The sequence below is a fragment of the Brevibacillus sp. HB1.3 genome (assembly GCF_013186635.1).
GTDB lineage: Bacteria > Bacillota > Bacilli > Brevibacillales > Brevibacillaceae > Brevibacillus > Brevibacillus brevis_D.
This window is the reverse complement of sequence record NZ_JABMIT010000005.1, coordinates 246656-267188: the sequence shown is the minus strand read 5'-3', so window position 1 is coordinate 267188 and position 20533 is coordinate 246656. Positions and strand designations below refer to the sequence as shown.

The 20533-nt window shown below is 47.9% G+C and carries 19 protein-coding genes; 14 read left to right on the top strand and 5 right to left on the bottom strand.

Annotation, left to right across the window (positions count from 1 at the left end):
• Window positions 1-69 precede the first annotated feature (69 nt).
• The 4 genes from HPY31_RS14185 to HPY31_RS14170 all read left to right on the top strand — a co-directional run bounded on the left by HPY31_RS14185 (window position 70) and on the right by HPY31_RS14170 (window position 5560).
• A complete protein-coding gene (locus tag HPY31_RS14185; RefSeq protein WP_172141397.1) occupies window positions 70-753 on the top strand; it encodes an ABC transporter ATP-binding protein in 684 nt (227 codons plus the stop codon).
• Window positions 750-3347 carry an ABC transporter permease gene (locus tag HPY31_RS14180; RefSeq protein ID WP_172141246.1) on the top strand — a complete coding sequence of 866 codons (2598 nt, stop codon included), beginning with the start codon at window positions 750-752 and terminating at the stop codon, window positions 3345-3347. Before HPY31_RS14185 ends, HPY31_RS14180 begins: the two co-directional genes overlap by 4 nt.
• A 1195-nt stretch (window positions 3348-4542) precedes the next feature.
• On the top strand, window positions 4543-5079 hold the full coding sequence (locus HPY31_RS14175; protein ID WP_172141245.1) for a suppressor of fused domain protein: 537 nt from the start codon (window positions 4543-4545) through the stop codon (window positions 5077-5079).
• Complete coding sequence (locus HPY31_RS14170) at window positions 5054-5560, top strand: NUDIX domain-containing protein (RefSeq protein WP_015893083.1); 507 nt, start codon at window positions 5054-5056, stop codon at window positions 5558-5560. Before HPY31_RS14175 ends, HPY31_RS14170 begins: the two co-directional genes overlap by 26 nt.
• A gap of 51 nt (window positions 5561-5611) precedes the next feature.
• Here the strand turns inward: HPY31_RS14170 and HPY31_RS14165 are convergent, their stop codons facing one another.
• Window positions 5612-6553: a DMT family transporter gene (locus tag HPY31_RS14165; protein ID WP_172141244.1), complete on the bottom strand. Its 942-nt coding sequence runs from the start codon at window positions 6551-6553 to the stop codon at window positions 5612-5614.
• Window positions 6554-6705: 152 nt separating this feature from the next.
• On the opposite strand from HPY31_RS14165, the gene HPY31_RS14160 reads away from it, so the two are divergent.
• From HPY31_RS14160 to HPY31_RS14150, 3 genes are all read left to right on the top strand, one after another.
• Window positions 6706-8139 (top strand): aminotransferase-like domain-containing protein, encoded by a 1434-nt coding sequence (locus tag HPY31_RS14160; RefSeq protein WP_172141243.1) that lies wholly within the window; start codon window positions 6706-6708, stop codon window positions 8137-8139.
• A 90-nt stretch (window positions 8140-8229) separates the two neighbouring features.
• On the top strand, window positions 8230-8769 hold the full coding sequence (locus HPY31_RS14155; RefSeq protein WP_172141242.1) for an NfeD family membrane protein: 540 nt from the start codon (window positions 8230-8232) through the stop codon (window positions 8767-8769).
• Window positions 8769-10310 (top strand): flotillin lipid rafts scaffold protein FloT, encoded by a 1542-nt coding sequence (locus HPY31_RS14150; RefSeq protein ID WP_172141396.1) that lies wholly within the window; start codon window positions 8769-8771, stop codon window positions 10308-10310. The genes HPY31_RS14155 and HPY31_RS14150 overlap by 1 nt, the downstream gene beginning before the upstream one ends.
• A 60-nt stretch (window positions 10311-10370) precedes the next feature.
• Here the strand turns inward: HPY31_RS14150 and HPY31_RS14145 are convergent, their stop codons facing one another.
• Window positions 10371-11123, bottom strand: coding sequence for a polysaccharide deacetylase family protein (locus HPY31_RS14145; RefSeq protein ID WP_172141241.1), 753 nt, complete (start codon window positions 11121-11123; stop codon window positions 10371-10373).
• 187 nt (window positions 11124-11310) lie between these two features.
• Between HPY31_RS14145 and HPY31_RS14140 the strand changes: the two genes are divergently transcribed.
• Window positions 11311-12714, top strand: a complete 1404-nt coding sequence (locus HPY31_RS14140; RefSeq protein WP_172141240.1) for an aspartate kinase — start codon at window positions 11311-11313, stop codon at window positions 12712-12714.
• Here HPY31_RS14140 and HPY31_RS14135 read toward each other — a convergent pair.
• A complete protein-coding gene (locus HPY31_RS14135; RefSeq protein ID WP_172141239.1) occupies window positions 12645-13151 on the bottom strand; it encodes a M67 family metallopeptidase in 507 nt (168 codons plus the stop codon). The two genes, HPY31_RS14140 and HPY31_RS14135, sit on opposite strands and share 70 nt — an antisense overlap.
• Before the next feature lie 52 nt (window positions 13152-13203).
• On the opposite strand from HPY31_RS14135, the gene HPY31_RS14130 reads away from it, so the two are divergent.
• The 5 genes from HPY31_RS14130 (at window position 13204) to HPY31_RS14110 (ending at window position 17078) form a co-directional block, all read left to right on the top strand.
• Window positions 13204-14064 (top strand): DUF72 domain-containing protein, encoded by an 861-nt coding sequence (locus HPY31_RS14130; protein WP_172141238.1) that lies wholly within the window; start codon window positions 13204-13206, stop codon window positions 14062-14064.
• A 20-nt stretch (window positions 14065-14084) separates the two neighbouring features.
• A complete protein-coding gene (locus HPY31_RS14125) occupies window positions 14085-14909 on the top strand; it encodes a sulfite exporter TauE/SafE family protein (protein WP_142497057.1) in 825 nt (274 codons plus the stop codon).
• A 24-nt stretch (window positions 14910-14933) separates the two neighbouring features.
• Window positions 14934-16388: a bifunctional metallophosphatase/5'-nucleotidase gene (locus HPY31_RS14120; RefSeq protein WP_172141237.1), complete on the top strand. Its 1455-nt coding sequence runs from the start codon at window positions 14934-14936 to the stop codon at window positions 16386-16388.
• Window positions 16389-16435: 47 nt separating this feature from the next.
• A complete protein-coding gene (locus HPY31_RS14115) occupies window positions 16436-16675 on the top strand; it encodes a DUF6154 family protein (RefSeq protein ID WP_172141236.1) in 240 nt (79 codons plus the stop codon).
• 100 nt (window positions 16676-16775) lie between these two features.
• Window positions 16776-17078 (top strand): YunC family protein, encoded by a 303-nt coding sequence (locus tag HPY31_RS14110; protein ID WP_007715663.1) that lies wholly within the window; start codon window positions 16776-16778, stop codon window positions 17076-17078.
• 73 nt (window positions 17079-17151) lie between these two features.
• Here HPY31_RS14110 and HPY31_RS14105 read toward each other — a convergent pair whose 3' ends face one another.
• A complete protein-coding gene (locus HPY31_RS14105; RefSeq protein ID WP_371811709.1) occupies window positions 17152-18201 on the bottom strand; it encodes a DUF2804 domain-containing protein in 1050 nt (349 codons plus the stop codon).
• Between the two features lie 112 nt (window positions 18202-18313).
• Here HPY31_RS14105 and HPY31_RS14100 point away from each other — a divergent pair, with 112 nt between their 5' ends.
• On the top strand, window positions 18314-19408 hold the full coding sequence (locus HPY31_RS14100; RefSeq protein ID WP_172141235.1) for an HD-GYP domain-containing protein: 1095 nt from the start codon (window positions 18314-18316) through the stop codon (window positions 19406-19408).
• Here HPY31_RS14100 and corA read toward each other — a convergent pair whose 3' ends face one another.
• Entirely contained in the window at window positions 19409-20344 is a 936-nt protein-coding gene (corA, locus tag HPY31_RS14095) for a magnesium/cobalt transporter CorA (RefSeq protein ID WP_172141234.1), read from the bottom strand.
• Between the last annotated feature and the right edge of the window lie 189 nt (window positions 20345-20533).

The following is a 20533-nucleotide window of genomic DNA, read 5'->3' as shown; positions in this document are numbered from 1 at the left end:
AATGAATGTCACCGACGAGACATGTTTGGCAGCTATTCTAAACGTAATAATTTATCTGGGAGGATCATGATGGAGATTTTGCGAGTAGAGAACCTGTCAAAAACGTACGGTGATGGCGAAACAGCTGTTACTGCACTGAACGATATCTCATTTTCCGTACAAAAGGGGGAGTTTGTGGCGATCATTGGACCTTCTGGTTCAGGTAAGTCTACCCTTTTGCATATTCTGGGGGGCGTTGATACGCCCACATCCGGTAAAGTGATCGTTGACCAAACGGATATGTACGCGATGGATGAAACGGCACTGGCCATCTTCAGACGCAGACAGATTGGGCTTATCTATCAATTCTACAATTTGATCCCTGTCCTTACTGTGGAAGAAAATATTACCCTACCATTGCTGTTGGACGGTAGAGAAGTAAATCAAGATATCTTTTCCAGTATTGTAGAGACTCTAGGCCTTCAACAGCGATTAAAGCATCTGCCAAACCAGCTTTCTGGAGGACAGCAGCAGCGTGCGTCTATTGGCCGTGCCTTGATTAGCAGTCCCGCCATTGTATTGGCTGACGAGCCTACGGGGAATCTGGACAGCAAAAACAGTGCTGAGATTGTGAAGCTCTTGAAAAAATTACACAAAGAACGCCATCAAACTTTGATTGTTATTACACATGACGAAAACATTGCCTTGCAAGCGGACCGTATTATTGGCATTTCAGATGGCAGGATTTCTAGAGATGAGGTGATCCGGCGATGAATATCGTAAATCAGCTCACCTTACGTTATATGAAGAAGAATAGGAGCCGTACCCTTGTGACAATCATTGGGGTTGTCATTTCTGTCGCAATGCTTACAGCAGTATTTTCGATTAGTAGTTCTTTCATGGATATGATGCAAAGAAACGCGATTACCTACTCTGGTAAATGGCAGGCAGCTTTTCTCAATGTTACAGGAGAAGATGTTGCGGTTATTACAAATACGGAAGCCATTGAAAGATACGATATTGACCAGAGACTCGGATTTGCACGACTTTCTAACTCTCCAAACAGCGTCAAGCCCTATTTGTATATTACGGGACACAGTAATCACGATGTAGTAGGGGTGAGCCTAATTGAGGGGCGGTTGCCTCAGAATGAAAACGAACTGGCACTTTCATCGGAGTATCTTCGAACCGCCGGTGTAAGCCTGAAGGTTGGAGATGTAATCACTTTAAATTTTGGTGATCGTAGCTTGAATGTAGATGGGCAGATCGAGACGTTGGGCAACAATGATGTTTACCAATCAAAGGAAGTCTTTACGCCTACAAAGACGAAAACATACACGATTACCGGGATTGTTCAAGCACCAGATAAAGAGCAGGAAGTAATGGCTGCATACCGTGCATTTAGTGGTCTTTCCGAGGGGGATTTAGAGAAGGGTTCTCCCTACACGGTAAGTGTTGAATATAAGGATTTTAAAGGTTTAGGGAATAACATTTACGAAACGAGTGACGCGATTGCTAGTAAGGTAAGCGGAGTAAACGATCAAGTTAAATCGAATGGAGTAAAAATCAAGTATAATCGGGACCTGTTGCTTTATTCCGGGATTTCGAACGATTCCCACTTTCTTAACACGATGTACCTGGCAGTTCTTTCCGTTGGAATTATCATTCTGATTGGATCTGTCTCACTCATCTACAACGCGTTTGCGATCTCGCTTTCAGAGCGTAGTCGCACTTTAGGGATGTTATCTAGCGTAGGGGCAACCAAACAACAAAAAAGGGCTTCCGTATTTTTTGAAGCTGCTGTGATCGGGGTCATAGCGATTCCAGCTGGGTTGTTTTTTGGGTCCATTGGCATTGGTGTTACTTTCCATTTGCTCAGTCCATTCATTCAAAAAATGCTTTTCGTTAGTGAGCCGATACGATTGGTAATAGAGCCGTACAGTATGATTGCGGTCGTTTTGTTTTCCATTTTGACATTGCTCATTTCTGCATGGTTACCAGCAGTGAGGGCATCGAAAATTACACCGATAACTGCGATCCGCCAGACAAAGGATATCGAGATAAAAGGAAAAGATGTTCGTACATCCAAAATGACCAGGAGGTTGTTTGGATTTGAAGCGGAACTAGGATTAAAAAATCTGAAAAGGAATAAACATCACTATCGCTCAACTGTCTTTTCTCTTGCGATCAGTGTCATCCTGTACCTAGCAGCTTCTTCTTTTTCGTTGTATATGGATAAGTCCTATAATATGGCACAAGCACCGCTACCCTATGATTTGTCAGTAAACGCAAGGGGAGCCGATCTCGAAAGGGTAAGGTCATTAACAAATGAATTGATGTCAGTCAAGAACGCAACAACAAAAGTGAAGACCCAACTTATCGGTGCGGATCTAATCCTCAACGAAAACGAGGTTACCACAGACATCTCCAGTCGCCATACTCTTAATCCTGATGGGAAATACTTCATGTCTGCAGACATTGTTTCTCTTGATGAGGCCTCTTTTGCAGCGTACCTGCAATCCGCGGGGATTGATGCAAAGAAATTGGAAGGTGACGAGATTTCTGCCATACTTGTCAATCGGTTCACCTTGAAGGAAGAACATAATTTTACAGATATCTCTCAACTAACAGTCCAAGAGGGATCAGAACTACCTCTCACTTTGAATGAAGGAGCTAAAGTCCGAATTGCTTCTATCACGGATAAACGTCCACCTTTTATGCTACGATACCAGGAATATGCTTTTACGGTTACATTTGTTGTTTCTGAACGAGGCTTTGACAAGTTCCGAGAACGAGGTAACGCTATGCTGTCTGAGCAAGTTACCAGCGAGGTTCAATTTACAACAGAGCAGTCTGCGGCATTGGAAAATGAAATAAACCCGATTATTAACAAATATCCAGATGTACATGTCTATACGAACAATCTGATTGAGGAGCGTCAGGATGCAATGAATCGCGCCACAGTCACATCCGTATTCCTTTATGGGTTTGTGGTTCTCATCGGGCTCATTTGTATGGCAAATATTATCAACACGATTTCGACAGGGATGGCCTTGAGAAAACGTGAATTTGCGATGTTGGCTTCCATTGGTATGACGCCAAAGGGCATGAAGAAAATGCTACGCTTCGAAGGATTCTTTTATGGAATGAAGTCGCTTATTTACGGTTTGCCAATTAGTTTATGCGTAATGTTTTTCATCTACAAGAGCCTTAGCCGTAATTTTGCATTCGCTTTTACGGTGCCTTGGGCTGATCTTATCATTGCAGGAGTAGGTGTGTTTTTTATTGTGGGGACGACGATCTTTTATGCAAATAGAAAATACAAAGAATACAGTATCGTTACCTCGTTGAAGAATGAAAACATTTGATCGAAGCATGAAAGTTCGAGGTAGAAGATTCTATCGGATAATTGTTTTGTAACGTGTAAATACGTGTCTGATTCGTTCAGATACGTATTTTTTATTAATATAGTGGATCAAGCACAGCGAGGAAAAAATGAAAACCCGACCATGAGATCGGGCAAAAGAAATCCTTCTATGAAGCTATCCAATCGATGACAAACGCAATGGACATAACTGCGATGTAAGTGTATTCCTGAAGCTTTTTAAACACGGGAACACCTTCAAAAGCGTTTCCTAAATCATACCATGTCAAAGTTGTAATGATCGAGTCGGTTTCACTTATGACGCTGTCTTACTATTGAGTATAAAAAGATAAGCAAACATCCAATAAGACTTACACAGCTTATCAATGTATCTGAAGGAAATCTTGCATTTCATCGAATGAAATTGTTACTGGAATGTCACTTGCAAGAAGCATTTGCTTACACCAAAGAAGAAAGAACCAGCCAGTTGCTAAAATGCCCATTGTGAGCTTCAAAAATAATTTCATAGATAAATGACTCCCTGTATTCAAGTTGATATATAAGAGAATTATCACCGTAGTTCATAATTACTCATCGTGAGGAGGTGGAGGGTCAAAGTAATAATCTAATCCGACAATCCCCCAAAAAATGATGAATGTGAACAATACATACAGCCATCTTTTACGAAGGGACTGGGAATTTACGATAAACCCCCAACTAAGTAGGGGCAGTGCTATCAGTAGGATTGATACGAAGTCGGACATGCGGAATTCACTCCTTCACGTTTTATTACGTAAATGGGGAATATTGGTTACTTGCCATTAACTTTAGTTAGACGACGAATGAATAGACATTCTACTTTAAGCTGTATGAGTTTTACGCCGATGGCAACGAAGCTCAAGGTGAAGTACCAAGGAAAAAGCATGACAGTTTTGGTGAAAGTAACGAAATAAACAAGAACTAGGCCCTCGGGATAACCGGGGGCTTTTTTGTGCGTGTTCAAACATGTACATTCACCCCGCACAATGATAAAATGTTCGTATATACAAAGATAACGCTGCCTACCCATCAACGAAGTATGCCTACATATCCAGGCATGCTTTTTTCGGGCGAGTACCAACCTTTTTCAAATGCGCTGTTGTCTTCTTTGAATAGGTAGCTGTAAAGGTTTTCATACTTACTGGAGCGGGGTTGCACATATGATAGTGGTAAAGCAATTAATGGATCATTGCCACCGCTTTTTTGGGAGTCAAGGTGATCTGTATCAATCCGAGGATGCGGATATCCTGATTGCTGTCTATCCGGCTACGCGCAAGCGAGGATGGTGGACGTACGCCACGCTTGAGCTGCACGAGATGGGGGCTACAGAGTACCTCGCCTATTCCTATCAGTTTGAACAGAGAATGATCACGCATTTGGCAAAAATAGCAGCCCAGGTAATTCGTCAGTGGGAGAGTCAATCTACCCGTTTGGAGTCTGGGAGCGTCTTTTCGCTCGGGGATACAATCGTGGAAAAATCGGTTTTGAATCATATGGTACTGACCCCTGCCTATTATGAAGAGGCTGGACTTGAATATTATACAAACGGCAAGGACGTAATCAGGTTCATGATGCTTCATGCCATCGCGGATTCTGAAGCAAAGTTTTTGGAACAATATGGACTTATGGCATTGCAGGAATGGTTAGCGCACTCCGGTGTCGATTCCCTGAATGTTACGCGTACGCCTGCCATCTGAGAAGGGAGCGAGCGAAATGTCAGCGATTCGCTTGAGAGTCACCGTAGTAGTTGAACACGAAGGGAAAGTCCTCCTCATCCGTGAGCAGACACAACGAGGCATCTTTTACAACCTGCCAGGTGGAATCGTAGAATATTTAGAGGCGATTCCAGACGCGGCGAAAAGAGAAGTGATGGAAGAGACCGGACTCCTCGTGGAAATGGAGCGATTGATCTGGATAGACGATCGGATCGATCAGGAAGGGAACGGAAAGCATACAGTCGGAGTAGGAGTTCTGGCGAAGCTCGTCGGTGAAGAGACAAACCCAACGCCGGGTGGTATCGTCGATGAAGAAATCGAATGGGCTGGCTGGGTCACGCTAGACGAATGGAAACAACTGCCGAACGACCACAAAACACGTCCGGATCAAGTCAAGCAAGTCTTGTCTGATCCCACTTATCAACCGATGTACTTGGGAAATATGTTGAGCAGAGCAGAATAAAAACAAGAGACACCGCCCTTTTCCTAGTGAAGAGGAGCGGTGTTTCTTTTCTTACGCTTTTTGCTGTACGGAAGCTTTTCTTCCTTTTGCGACAGCAAACACGACGATGACAGCGGAGAGAACAGCGCCGAGTGTCAATGGCTCTGACAGGAGGAGCCAGGCTGCGATGATCGATAAAAAGGGTTGAAGGTATTGAATTTGACTGACCTTGGAGACGCCGCCGATTGCCAGGCCGTGATACCAGGCGAAAAAGCCGAGAAACATACTGATCACGCTAATATAGCCAAAACCGAGCCAGACAGGCCAAGTGGCTTGTTTTAAGTCAGTGAGCAGAGGACCTGTGAGCGGAACGACGAGAAACGGAAAGGCAAAGATCAACGACCAACTGATGACCTGCCAACCACCCATTGTCTTGGAGAGCTCACCGCCGACAGCGTATCCGATAGCCGCACTGATGACAGCCCCGAGCAAGGCGAGATCCGCCCATTGGAGAGCACCCAATCCAGAACTGATCGCGTAGGCGATAATCGTCACACAGGCGATCACACTCGAAGTCCAATACTTCCGGGTGGGGCGTTCTCCTGAAAAAAATATTGCTGCGCCTGCTGTGGCCAATGGCAATAATGCGATGATGACTGCACCATGCGTAGCGGGCACTCTCTCCATCGCCCACGACGAGAAAAACGGGAAGCCTGCTACTACTCCGGCGGATACGAGAAACAGCTTCTTGGTCTCTTGCCAGGTAGGAAACGGTACTCGTTTTAGTAGGAGCACCAAAGCAGCCAGTACAGCAGCGATCAACGCTCGTCCCAGCCCTGCCGAGAGAGGAGAGAGTACGGTAACAACCATCTTCGTTACAGGCAAGGTCAAGCTGAAGCTGAGCACCCCGATGAAGCCATACAGCAAGCCCATTTTCTCTATATGCAGCTGGTCAGGAGTGATTGGCTGCTCTTTTTGTAGGACTTGCTTCTCGATAGGAAGCTGTGTGCTCATCCGAATCCCATCCTTTATCGATTAAAAGTTTGTGTTGTTTCATCTTAGAGGCGACCGAGTATAAACGGTAGAGCCAATTGGCAGCAGGAGCAGTAAGCCAATTTGTCGAAAGGGAGGAAAATGAAAACAGGAAGTGTGGAGGACGGATCAGGATGGAATGGAAGCCGGACAAAGATGCGGGAGTTCCGATCTATATACAAATCGCCAAAGAGCTGGAACGACAGATTGTGCTAGGAGTGCTGTCCCCGGGTACATCTCTGCCGCCGGAAAGAGTGTTGGCACGACGCTTTGGCGTCAATCGCGGGACGGTATCGGCAGCGTACGAAGAATTGCGGGCAAAAGGTATTTTACAATCGTGGCAAGGGAGCGGGACTTGGGTCAGTCGTGATCTGTGGGGCGTCAAACAAATGCCAAACTGGTACACCTACACGAATGGCGGGGCATTCTTGCCAGCCTATCCACTCGCGAAACGCATTCAGGATGCGTGCTTCGATACCTCGATCATCAATCTGGCAAAGGCAGAATTGGCAACGACGATGATCCCGTCTTTGATACCAACGACGCCGGGGGAAGAAAACGAGATCAGGCTTGAGCTGGGCTACGCGCATCCAAAGGGGGAGCCACGTCTGCGTGAGGCACTGGCTGTACATCTGCAAGAAAACTACGGCATTCACGCTTCCCCCGATGAAATTTTAGTGACGTCAGGGGCGCAGCAGGCATTGCATCTCATTACACTGTGTCTCTTGAATCCCGGAGATGCAATCGCAATGGAGGGACCCTCTTATTCGTATTCCTTGCCCTTATTCAGTTCAGCTGGCCTGCGTTTATTTCGCTTGCCGATGGATGAGAACGGAATTGTACCCGAGGCTGTCTACGAATTGCATCGGGAGCATCGTATTCGCATGGTTTTCGCGAACCCGACCTATCATAATCCAACCGGGACGATTTTAAGCAAGGCACGGCGATCCGAGTTGCTCGATATTTGTCAGGAGCTGCGCCTGCCACTCGTGGAGGACGACGCTTACGGCGCACTTACACTGGCAGGAAGCCCTAAACCGCCCAAGCCGATCAAAGCCATCGATAAGACGGGGGCTGTTCTGTACGTCGGGAGTCTTTCGAAAACGATTGCGCCAGGCTTGCGAATTGGCTGGCTGGTGGGACCAAGATCTGTCGTAGAAAGACTAGCCGATGCCAAGCAGCAAATGGACTTTGGCACGAGCAGCGTCTCCCAGCAATTCGCCCGGCCATTTGTTGAGCGAAAGAGCTGGAACAGTCAGCAGGAGCGGATGTCTCGTTACTTGTTGGAGCAACAACAAACGATGGTACGCGCTATGCACAATCATCTCTCCGATTATGCGGTATGGAATGAGCCGGGTGGCAGCTATCATATTTGGTGTCGGTTGCTCGTTCCCAGGGACGAAAAAGAATTGCTGGATGATGCGATCAGAGAGGGTGTTGTCTTTACACCCGGCAGTGTCTATGGAGCGGAAGCGGGGTGGCTGCGCCTGACCTATTCGTGGGAATGCCTGGCGAACATCGAGGAAGGAGTTCGACGCATCCAAAGAGTCCTTCAGCAGAAAAAGTGATAAGAAAAGGGATTAATTCCTTATTTATGAAACTATTTTCCACCTCACTCGTATGCACTATAGAGGCAATTTTAGAAAGGGGGGACAGTCGTGGGCGTACTTGAAACCGTCTACATAGTCTGCCTTGTACTTGGTCTACTCTACACGCTCATCTCACTGTTGTTTGGCGATGCGCTCTCGGATTGGCTGGGACATCTGCATCTGCCTTTTGCACAGCCCATTTTGTTGGTCAGCGGCATGACTGCTTTTGGCGGAGCGGGGTATCTGTTATCTCGGTACACTTCTCTCGGTACGTTTGTCGTGTTGATGCTGGCAGCTGTCATTGGTATCGCTTTGGCTCTTGTTTCTTACTTCCTGTGGGTAAAGCCGATGAGCCATGCGGAAAATTCCACGAGCTATTCCATGAGTCAATTAGGAGGGAAGCTGGGGGAAGTCGGGACGACGATCCCTGCAGAAGGCCTGGGAGAGGTACTGCTGCCGATGATTAGTGGAACCACTTACCATATGGCAGCGAGTCTTGAGGGCCAAATTATCCCGCAAGGAGCCCGTGTCGTCGTAGTCGAGGTCCGTGACCATGTCTTGTATGTGACCCCCTTTTACACTGAATCTGGCGAAGGAGATGAGAAATGATGTTAGATCCTGGCATTTTGACGATAGTAGGTGTTGTCGTCGGAGTCTTTCTCGTTTTAGGTATTGCCTTTTGGGCCCGTTACAAAACAGTGGGTGCAGATGAAGCCATGATCGTGACGGGTAGCTATCTTGGCTCGAAAAACGTACTCAGTGACGAATCCGGGCGCAAGATGAAGATCGTCCGCGGAGGCGGCGCATTTATCCTCCCTATTTTTCAACAAGCAAACTTTCTGAGTCTTCTGTCTCATAAGCTGGACGTATCGACTCCTGAGGTGTATACGGAACAGGGCGTTCCTGTCATGGCAGATGGCGTAGCGATCATCAAGGTAGGCGGCTCGATTGAAGATATCGCGACCGCATCCGAGCAATTTATGGGCAAGAGTGACGAGGCGCTGCGCACAGAAGCACAGGAGGTACTCGAAGGCTATTTGCGGGCAATCCTCGGCAGTATGACGGTAGAGGAAATTTACAAAAACCGTGAGCGATTTGCACAAGAGGTGCAATCAGTAGCAACAAAGGATTTGAAAAAAATGGGGCTGTCCGTTGTCAGCTTCACGATCAAGGATGTCCGGGACAAAAACGGCTATTTAGCTGCGCTTGGAATACCGCAAATCGCTGCGGTGAAGCGCGATGCGACCATCTCACAGGCTGATGCGGACAAAGAAGCGCGGATCAAGCAGGCACAGGCAGAGGAAGAGGCACGCAAGGCAGAGCTTCTGAAGGAAACGAACATTGCCGAAGCTGAAAAGGAAAAAGAGCTGAAGGTAGCGGCGTTTAAGCAAGAGCAGGACAAAGCGAAGGCGAGCGCAGACCAAGCCTACAAGCTGCAAGAAGCTGTCGCCAAGCAGCAGGTTACAGAAGAAGAGATGAAGATTGATCTCGTCCGCAAGCAGAAGGAAATCGAGCTGGAGGAAAAAGAAATTCTTCGTCGCGAAAAGCAATATGATGCGGAAGTGAAGAAAAAGGCGGACGCCGACCGCTACTCAGTGGAACAGGCGGCAGAAGCGGAAAAAGCGAAGAAGCTGAGAGAAGCAGACGCGATCAAGTACCGCATCGAAGCTGAGGCAAAAGCAAATGCCGAGCAGAAGCGTCTGGAGGGGTTGGCGATTGCCGAGGCTGAAAAAGCCCGCGGTACCGCTGAGGCAGAAGTCACGCGACTCAAGCTCGAAGCCGAAGCAGAAGGGAAAGAGAAGCTGGCTGAAGCATTTGAAAAATTCGGCCATGCGGCTGTCCTCGATATTATTGCGAAAATGCTCCCTGAGCTGGCTGAGAAAATTGCCGAGCCTATGAAGGCGATCGATAAAGTAACGATCGTGGATGCGGGAGGCGGTCAGGGAGATGGCGTCAATCGTCTGAGCGGGAATGTTACGAAGCTGATGGCCCAACTTCCTGAGATGCTGAAAGACGTATCCGGATTGGATATGAACAAAATGATCGCAGATTTTATGAAAAAGGATGATACCGTGCCTACGAAGCAACAGCCTGTACCTGTAAAAGTTCAGGTAGAGACGGATTCTACTTCGGAGAACGAAACGAAATAATCAAATCGATCAGAGAAGAAGTGCCCCTTATTGCGAGGGGCACTTTTTCATTGGAAAACATTAAGGATAGTCTACCTGCTTCGCACGTCCGTATCCTCTCAACAAATCGCTGACCGTGACGAATTTATATCCTCTATTTTTCAGTTCAGGCAATATTTGCTCGAGGGCTTGTACGGTCTGTCTTCGATTGCCTCCGTAATCATGAAATAGCACGATGTCTCCATTCCGAGCGTTGTTCAAAACCTTGTTGACGATTTTTTTAACACCGGGGTCACTCCAATCACGTGTATCTTGATGCCAGGACCACATGATCACGAGAAAACCAGCTTGCTTGGCTGTATCGACGACGGTTTCGTCATAATATCCCCCCGGTGGACGAAAGAGGGTGGGACGAACCCCTGTTGCCGAATAAATCGTCTCCTGCGTTTTTTGCACCTCTTCTAACAGTCGTTTCGCTGACAGCTTTCGAATATCTGGATGACTGTAAGTGTGATTGGCAATCTCATGTTGATCATTCGCGAGAGATTTGACGATTTCCGGGTACTCGCTCACACGATTGCCTACGACAAAAAAGGTGGATTTCGCTTGATACTGCTTCAAAAGCGCCGCGATCTGAGGAGTGTATACCTGATCTGGACCATCGTCAAAGGTAAGGGCAATCACCTTGCTCTCTGTCGGTACTTCCCAAACGATATCTCCTCTTGTTTCGTAATACTCGCGATTTTTTCCCCGAATGGCATTGGCTGTCTCGTTGAAGGAAGGAGCCAGAATGACAGCTAGCAAAAGGGGGAAAAAGAGGATATGCTTTTTCATTCGTTCACCTCGTTGCAGAGACTTTCGTGCTAGGTGGCTGTACGTGATGATGTACTCATCGTTACTATGCGACAAATCTTGATGAATATTCCTGTGTGTCTACGCGGAAAAGACACTTGTTCTTTTTGTGTGGATAAATTAAGCTAGTAAGAACATAAGACGTGAGAGTTGGGTGGAGGAATCAATCATGAAGGTAGCAAAATTTGGGGGAACTTCTCTGGCGAATGCTGAGCAAATAAAAAAAGTATGTCAAATTGTTATGGCGGATCGGGACAGACGATTTATTGTTGTATCGGCACCGGGGAAACGGAACAAGGAAGACACGAAGGTTACTGATTTGTTAATTGCCTATGCGGAGCGATCTTTGGCTGGGGAGCCGACAGAGGAAGCGAAACAAGCCATTTTCTTGCGCTATCGGGAGATTGTGGCAGATCTCGGGCTTTCTGCCGAGATCGGTCAAGCAATCGAAGCGGAGCTCGAAGAAGTTCTCGCAAACAAGGCGGGCTTGTCCGCGGAAAGATTCATGGATGCAGTCAAAGCTGCTGGAGAGGATACATGCGCCAAGGTTGTTGCTCGTTATTTGCAGAGCTTGGGGGAGGTAGCGACGTACATCAATCCAAAGGATGCAGGAATGCTGGTTACGGATGAAGCAAGCAATGCGCATATCCTCCCTGAAGCGTATGCCAAATTGGCGACATTGCGAGAGCGCGAGGGAATCGTCATTTTCCCTGGCTTCTTCGGTTATTCGCGCGCCGGTGATCTGGTTACTTTTTCACGAGGTGGCTCGGATATTACGGGCTCGATTCTGGCTGCGGCAGTTCAGGCAGAGGTCTACGAGAATTTTACCGATGTGGACTCTGTTTATGTGGTCAATCCAAACCTGATTGCCAATCCGAAAAAAGTGACAGAGATTACGTACCGCGAGATGAGGGAGCTGTCCTATTCCGGTTTTAGTGTATTCCACGAGGAAGCATTGATTCCCGCGTATCAAGCAAATATACCCGTATGCATCAAGAATACGAACAATCCGTCTGCACCTGGTACGATGATTGTGGCCGAGCGAGGAGCTGCTACAAACAGAGTGTCGGGGATTGCAAGTGACGGCGGCTTTTGCAGCATTTACGTCAGTAAGTATCTGATGAACCGCGAAATTGGCTTTGGTCGCAAGCTGCTGCAAATTTTGGAGGAGGAAGAGCTTTCGTATGAGCATACGCCATCTGGGATTGATAACATTTCCGTCATTCTGCGTGAGCGCGATCTTACGGAAGAGAAGGAACAGCGGATTGTAGAGCGCATTCGCCGGGAGCTGTTCGCTGATGATGTCGCTGTTCAGCATAGTCTTGCGCTCGTCATGATCGTCGGGGAGGGTATGCGTCAATCGGTGGGGACAACGGCGAGAGCCACAACGGCGTTGGCTACTGCGAAAATCAATTTGGAAATGATCAATCAGGGTTCATCGGAAGTAAGCATGATGTTTGGGGTGAAGGCAAAAGAGGCAGACCGTGCTGTGATTGCTTTGTATCAAGAGTTTTTTGGGGGAGAAGAACCAGTGGTTTCCTCATCGTCACAAGCCGCTTCTGTCAGTGTGTAGTCACGTGCTTCAAATGACCCGCTATTTCCATCCTGAACCCATTGATAGACACGCCATGCTGGCTGGGCGGATGCGAGTCCCACAATCCAATAGCTTAGCGTGGGATAATGCCAGCCAGCAATGTCGCGTGCAGAAGGGATTGGCGGTGTATGGGGGTGTGTATGCAAGACACCTAACCATTGAAGATCGTTCTTGCGGATGTGTTGCAAGGCTTGAAGAAACGTTGTCCCATCCCAAGCGAACACATGCTTGTCAGGTGAGTTTGGCATCGGTACACAGGCAGTAATCGTTGCTCCATGACCTGCGAGTAAAGCAGAATACTCATAAGGAAACGCCTCTTGTGCTTCGGCCAGGAGGCGTTTCGCTACTTTTTTCGTCAGGAATATTTTGTTATTCTTAATCGCAAAGGGGTCGCCCAACCAAGCGGGATTTTTCATTCGGCTTTCGTCCTTCTTCTCTATTCGGCTATGATTTGGAGGTTAGCATTCGATGACTATGATACAAGTGGGAGTTTGCGGCTGGGGAGATCAGCACGAATTGTACGTACAAGGTGTGCGCAATCGAGACAAGCTGTCTGTATATGCCAGCCACTTTCCAATTGTAGAGGTGGATAGTTCTTTTTACGCTATTTTACCACAGCGAAATTACGAATCGTGGGTGAAGGATACACCTGAACGATTTGGCTTTATCGTCAAGCCTCATCAAGGGATGACGGGACATCAACGAGGGGACACCGCTTCGGGAAGCAGACGGGAATTGTTTCGCCAGTTTGAGGAGAGCATTCAGCCCGTCGTAGAGGCTGGCAAGCTCAAAGCATTGCTGTTTCAGTTTCCGCCGTGGTTCGATTGTACCCGGGAGCATGTCCAGTATGTGACTGCTTGCCGCCAAGCCATGCAGGCGTATCCGTTTGCAGTGGAGTTTCGCCATCAAAGCTGGTTTGAATCACGCTATTCAGAGCGAACGCTTGATTTCTTGCGCGAGATCGAAGCGACACATGTCGTATGTGACGAACCGCAAGTCGGGAAAGGCTCAGTCCCGATTGTTCCTGCCGTGACGAAGACATCCTTGGCGTTGGTCCGCTTTCATGGGCGCAACAAAGCGGGCTGGCGAGATCCCGGAGAGGGACAAAATTGGCGAGATGTCCGTTATTTATATCGATACAGTGAGACAGAGCTTGCAGAGTGGGTTGAACACATCAGACTGCTCGAACAGGAAGCGGATGAAGTCTGCATTTTGTTCAACAATAACTCTGGAGGAGATGCAGCAGCGAATGCGAAGCAGTTTTCGGAGATGCTTGGCCTTGCACCTACTGGTCTGAATCCTCGTCAGATGGACCTGTTCTCCACATAGCTAGAAAGAAGGGGAGTTTCATGCTTGCAGTAATTGCCATCTTGTTTGTCATCATTGGAGTCGTGGCTGGTGTCATTGGCAGTATCGCGGGTCTGGGTGGAGGGATTTTTTTCGTACCTGCTCTGCTTTATTTTGCGAACTGGTACATGCCTGGATCGATGAACCCGCAAGTAGCAGCGGCGACTTCGCTAATCGTGATTGCGGTAACCGCCCTTTCTTCTTCTCTTTCTTATCTCAAGCAAAAAAAAGTAGATAAGCAGAGTGCTCTGCTCTTTTTTATCGGGAGTGCCCCAGGTGCTATTGTGGGCGTGTATCTTAATACATTACTAGCAGTGGAGGGCTTTTCGCTGCTGTTTGGCTTGTTTCAGCTCTGCATGTTTGTCGTATTGATGGTCAAAGACAAAATCAAGCCACGCAGCATTAAGTGGGAAGTCCAACGCCACTTCGTTGACAACGAAGGAAATGAATACGTGTACGGGTATAGCAAATGGTCCGTGATTACGATTGCCTTCTTTGTCGGGATTACCTCTTCGCTATTTGGCGTGGGTGGCGGTATCCTGATGGTTCCAGCCATGATGATTTTGTTTCGCTTCCCGCCACACATTGCTACGGCTACGTCCATGCTGGTCATCTTTTTATCAGCGGTGGTTGGGTCAATCACGAATATCTTCCACGACAACGTACACTGGCTGTATGCAGCGATGCTCGCACCAGGAGCATGGGCGGGCGGAAAGCTCGGAGCGATTATTGCCAGTAAAATGAAGGGTCGCACCATCGTGCTGTTTTTGCGTGTTTTGATATTGGGAATTGCCATACAAATGATCGGAGAAGCGATTTTTGGATAAAGAGACGAGAGGGAGGGGAAAGTCGTGGCTGACACCTGTACCTTACACATTTTGCACACAAATGACTTGCACAGCCATTTTGATACGATGCCGCGAATTGCAACCTGCCTGAGCATACACCGAGAAGAGTGGGAGGGCAGGGGAGAGCATGTGCTAACGGTCGATATTGGAGACCATATGGATCGAATGGATATCCGATCGGAAGCGAGCTTTGGGAAAACAAATGTCGAGATTATGAACCGAAGCGAGATTCAATACGCGACGATTGGAAACAACGAAGGCATCACACTCCCAAAAGACAAGCTGGATGAACTGTACACAGATGCACGCTTCACGATCATTACAGGCAATCTGTTTGAACCGACAACCAATTCTGTTCCGTCTTGGGCTGTACCATACGCTATTCATACCGTAGGCGAGCTGCGGCTGGCGATCTTGGGAATGACGATTCCTTTTGGTCCCTCTTATCAAAGCATGGGATGGGAGATCAAGGAACCGATCCCGATTTTGCGTGAGCAGATTGCGGCGCTGCGCTCGGCAGTGGATGTTGTCATTTTGCTTTCGCATCTCGGCTATCAGACAGATTGTGTGCTGGCTAGTGAAGTCGATGGCCTGGATATCATTTTGGGTGGACACTCTCACCGGGCGCTGCCTCATGGAGAACGCATAGGAGGGACCTTGATCACACAAGCCGGGAAATTTGGCGAGTATGTCGGTCATGTGGAGCTCGTCTGGGACAGGACTCAAAATGGCATCAAAGACGTGCGTGCAGAGCTTTTTCAAACAGAACAGTATCAGGTAGACGAATCATTGAGCCAGTTCATTGAGAGTGAAAAAGTATGGGCAGAAAATCGTTTGTTTCAGCCGATTGCGCAACTGGAGCAAGACCTGCATATAGGCTGGACGGAGGAGACCCCCTATGGTTCCTTCATCGCAGCGAGTATTCGCAAATGGACGGGTGCTGAGATCGGTATGGCAAATGGAGGGCTGTTGCTTGCAGATTTGCCACGGGGCAGTTTGTCTTTTGCCGATTTGCTGCACAGTATGCCCCACCCGATCAATCCCTGTGCGGTCACGATTACAGGCGCACAGCTCACCACTGTTCTGGAGCAAGCGATTCAACCGGAAATGGTTCAGCGGGAGCTACGAGGCTACGGTTTTCGCGGCAAAATAGAAGGATGGATGTGCGTGGACGGATTGCAGATTCGCTACAGTGAGGATGACGAGCCGCAAATTATCCAGATTGAAGTCAACGGGAAACCGCTTGATCGCGAGCGTCTGTATCGAGTCGGGACGATCGATATGTTTATGTACAATCGTATGTTTCCCGATTTGCTGCTCGGCAGGGAGCTTACGTTTTTCTTACCCGAGATGCTACGTGAAGTGCTCGCCACCACGATAAAGGACCAGCAGATGCTGCAAAATGCGTTTCTTCCTCGTTGGGAAAAGATATCGTCCGCGTCAAAAAACCAATCGTAGAGACCGTTTTTTCGGGAATGCTATCGAAAAACGGGAGGAGACGAGCGATGCGCTTCATTGATGAGGTATACGAGCTGTACAGAGGACATTTTAATGGCGATGAAGAGGATATTACAGCGGTTATCGTCGGCATTCTCGCTGAGCAGTCTCGGGATGATTTGTTGGACTTGGTCGAGGAAATGGACGAAGAAGAGCTGTTTCACATGCTCGCAACGTATATGATTGAAGTCATGAAACGGAAAGTAGCGATGGAGGATGAGCACTTTCCGACAAGCATCGTGCATTAAAACTCGATCAGGGAGCTCCCTCATTCAAATCTCACCTTTCTCTGCTTAATGTCATAGGATGGTAACGCTAACAGACAGGAGAGAAAAGGGAGGAATCTTGATGGTCGAGGTAGTGCCAATCCACTTTCCAGAGGGGACGGCTATTGCTGTCACCGTTCGTTTGCCCAAGACGACGCTATTGGCTGTAACGACCGATCATGGCTACATCATGTGTGGGGCGCTGGATGTAGGGCTATTAAACGAAAGGCTAGCAGCAAGAGAAATTCTTGCCGGTCGTGCGGTGGGGGTCAAGACCATACAGGAATTGCTGGATGCACCGCTGGAGTCCGTGACGACGACAGCGGAGGAGAAGGGGATTACTGCTGGGATGATTGGGCGGGATGCTGTCGTGAAAATGTTGTAAAACAACAAATGGTTTGCCTATAGAAAAACCTTTGTCCGATGACAAAGGTTTTTTAGTTTTTCTCGCTCCTGTTTTACCAACGGGCATTTTGTTCTTCACAGATTCCGATCTTGTTTTGTACCATAATCGTTTTTCCATCAGGTGTTGAGAGTGTCCCGTCATATCGGCCGATTACTTGATGCAGAGTGGTCCGCACCAACGCAAAATTTTTGTGCTCGGTTCGAGCAAAGAGTGGTGTAAAGGTAAGGCGTACAGCAGACGATTCTTCGCTCGCAAGCGTCCAAGGGAGCATCCGGTTTTCAGGATCGTAGGAAAAACGCATTTGTTCACTCAGCTTGTAGAGGACACCGTCGATCATCAAGCCATTTTCCGTCATACCCGTTCCGTCCGTCCAGCCTTTGCCAAAGTTAAAGCCTGCAACACCTTCCGCGTGACGGAAAGAGCAGGTCGTCCAGTTCCAGCGAGTGTGATACGGCCAAACGCCACGTCCAAAATCCAAACTGGCAAAAGTATTTTGTTGATCAAGCAAATAGGTTTTCCTGTTATAGGAAATGGTGCCGTGCACAGGCCGGGCCATTTGCTTCGATGTGAACTGAAAGCGCTCCGCACTCCACGGAATCACCACATTTAAGGACTCGGCTGGCGGATCAATCACGATGTCGAGCGAGAGAAGCTTATCACCGGGACAGATGGTAGTCGCTTGTACGCTCGTTCCGCTGGCTTCTGGGTGAAAGGAGACGGAGAGCTTGCGACTCGCAAAATGGCAAGGCTCATCTACAGTGGCACCAAGCCGAATCCCTGCACCAAAAGGAACCGTAACGGCACTGTCCGCGGTCTCCCCTGTCGTTAGATCAATAAAATGGACAAAGACAATGCCAGCGTAATCCAAATGGACCATCGCAATCGACATCGCACATTCAGGCGCGGTGATAAACCAAAAATTCCATTTTTTCCGGCGAAGCCAATGCCCACTAAATTGGCAGTCATGTAACGGATAACGGGACCAGCCAACCGCTTCGGGAAGCAAGCTGCCATTCTGGTCACATAATGAAAGAGGTTGCGTTAATTCTTTTTCGATAAGCGGCATATGATCATCTCCCTTGACAAACAAGGATTCTTTCACCAAGTGTCTTTCCTCGATAGACATGAAATGAAAATCTAGAAAAAATTTCATGTAGAATCAAGTCGAATCACGCTATAATAGGGATACCCTGAGGAAAGGCGAAGGAAAGGAAATGCGACTGAAATCCATTCAAAAATGCCAGCCGGGTGATAAACTGGCTCGTTCCATCTATACAGAGAATGGAACGATTCTCGTTGGGGCCGGAGTAGAACTGACCCAACGAATGATAGCTCGACTCAAAACCAAAAACGTGAACAGTCTCTACATCCAAGATAAGCGCACCGATGATATCATCGTGGAGACAGTCATTTCCGAAAATACTCGCAGACAAGCAATGTCCATGATTCACGATACATTCCGAACTGTTCATCAAGTCCCGGACAAATGGCAGCAGCTTTTTTCGGAGAAGGGTTTGGGACGTAAGCTGCGTGATGTCATGCAAATCGTTGCGGATGAATTGAACAACAGTGATTCAGCCATGAATTTATTGGCGGATGCTTGCGCCTTCGACAATTACATATTCACACACTCATTTAACGTTGCCTTGTATAGCACAGCTCTTGCCATCAATACCGGCTGTTCGGAAAAAGATGTGTTGGAGATTAGTATCGGCGGTATGCTCCACGACATCGGAAAAGTGCATATCCCAGACAACATCTTGAAAAAGCCGGGCCGCCTGACGCAAGAAGAATTTGAGATTATGAAAAGACATACAGAGATCGGTTTTGAAATGCTTCGTCGGCAAGACGACATCCCGTTGCTTGCAGCCCACTGTGCTTTTCAGCATCACGAGCGCTGGGATGGCACGGGTTATCCACGGCACCTGAAAAAAGAAGAGATTCATCCGTTTGGTCGCTTGATGGCTGTGGCTGATGTATTCGATGCCCTGACGTCGCATCGGGTATACCGTCGCGGAATGCTTCCTCACGAAGCGATGGAGGTGCTCTACTCCGGTTCAGGCAAACTGTTTGACCAAGTCTATGTAGAGGCTTTACGAAATACGATTGCACTCTACCCGGTTGGTCTGACCGTCACCCTGAACAATGGTCTGTCTGGTGTCGTTGTCGATTCGAACAAAGGAATGCCGAGCCGTCCGATCGTCAGAATTCTGGTGGATGAGAACGGTCGGGATATCGAGCATCCCTATGAGTATGACTTGTCCAAAATGCTGACGCTCATGATCATCGCTTGTGGCGATTTGGTTTAATCAGAGCCAGTCTTTCTTTTTAAAAATGATAAACATCGTCGTGCCGATTACCGCCATACATCCCAGCACGATGTAGTAGCCGTAGGGTGAACGAAGCTCAGGCATCACATCAAAGTTCATCCCGTATATACCGGTCACAATCGTCAACGGCATAAAAATCGTCGTCAAGGCGGTAAAAACACGCATAATATCGTTGGCTCTGCCAGCAAGCGCCGCTTGATACGCTTCGCGCAAGTTCCCGATGAGCTCGCGAAAAGCTTCAAAGCTCTCTACAATTTTGCTGGCATCGTCTACAATATCGCCAAAGTACTTCCGCAGATAAGGTTGAATGAGCGGGAGTTCTTTTTTATGTAGGGCGTCAATCAAATCCCGCTGGGGAACGAGCATTTTACGGGCGTACAGGATTTCACTGCGCAGCCCGATAATTTGATCCAGATGGGATTTTTTCGTGTGCATCAAAATTTGTTCTTCCAGATCTTCAAGCAGGTCTTCAATTTTTTCGGTCACATCAAAATAAAGATCGACAATTTGATCGACCAGATAGTATAGAAATGCATCGGGGTGATTGACTTCCTTTTCCCGGATGATCGAAAGCATGGTAGTAAATTCAGGGGCCTCCTGCTTCGTTACGGTAATGATGGTGCTGCTACCGAGAAAAATATTGATTTCACGCAAGAAGATATCATGATTGTGGAAGGTAATGCCATTGATGACCATAAAGTAATGATCCTCGTAGTTTTGCAGCTTGGGCCGCTGTTCTTCCTCGTCGATACAGTCCTCCACAGCCAGATGATGCAGTCCAAACAGCGGCTGTAAAATATCCAAATCAAATGGCGTGGCATGAATCCAGTAAAACCCGTTCACAGGTGGAGTAGCAGCCTCTTCGATGTCTTCTACCTCAGTGATGATTCCGTTTTGTACGAGTCTGATCTTCATGTTCGATTCTCCTGCAAGTGGATTCGGTTGCGGCGGGTAGACGGGGCCAGATTTGTGTGAGAATCAGTTCATAAGCAGAGCGAAGTGCTCGGCGGCTAGGCGGAGCCTTTGATATGCGCTCTTGCTTGGGAGTCGTCATGCAAGTTCGCCTCCTCGATAAAGCCTTCATCCTATATGTATGAACGTCAA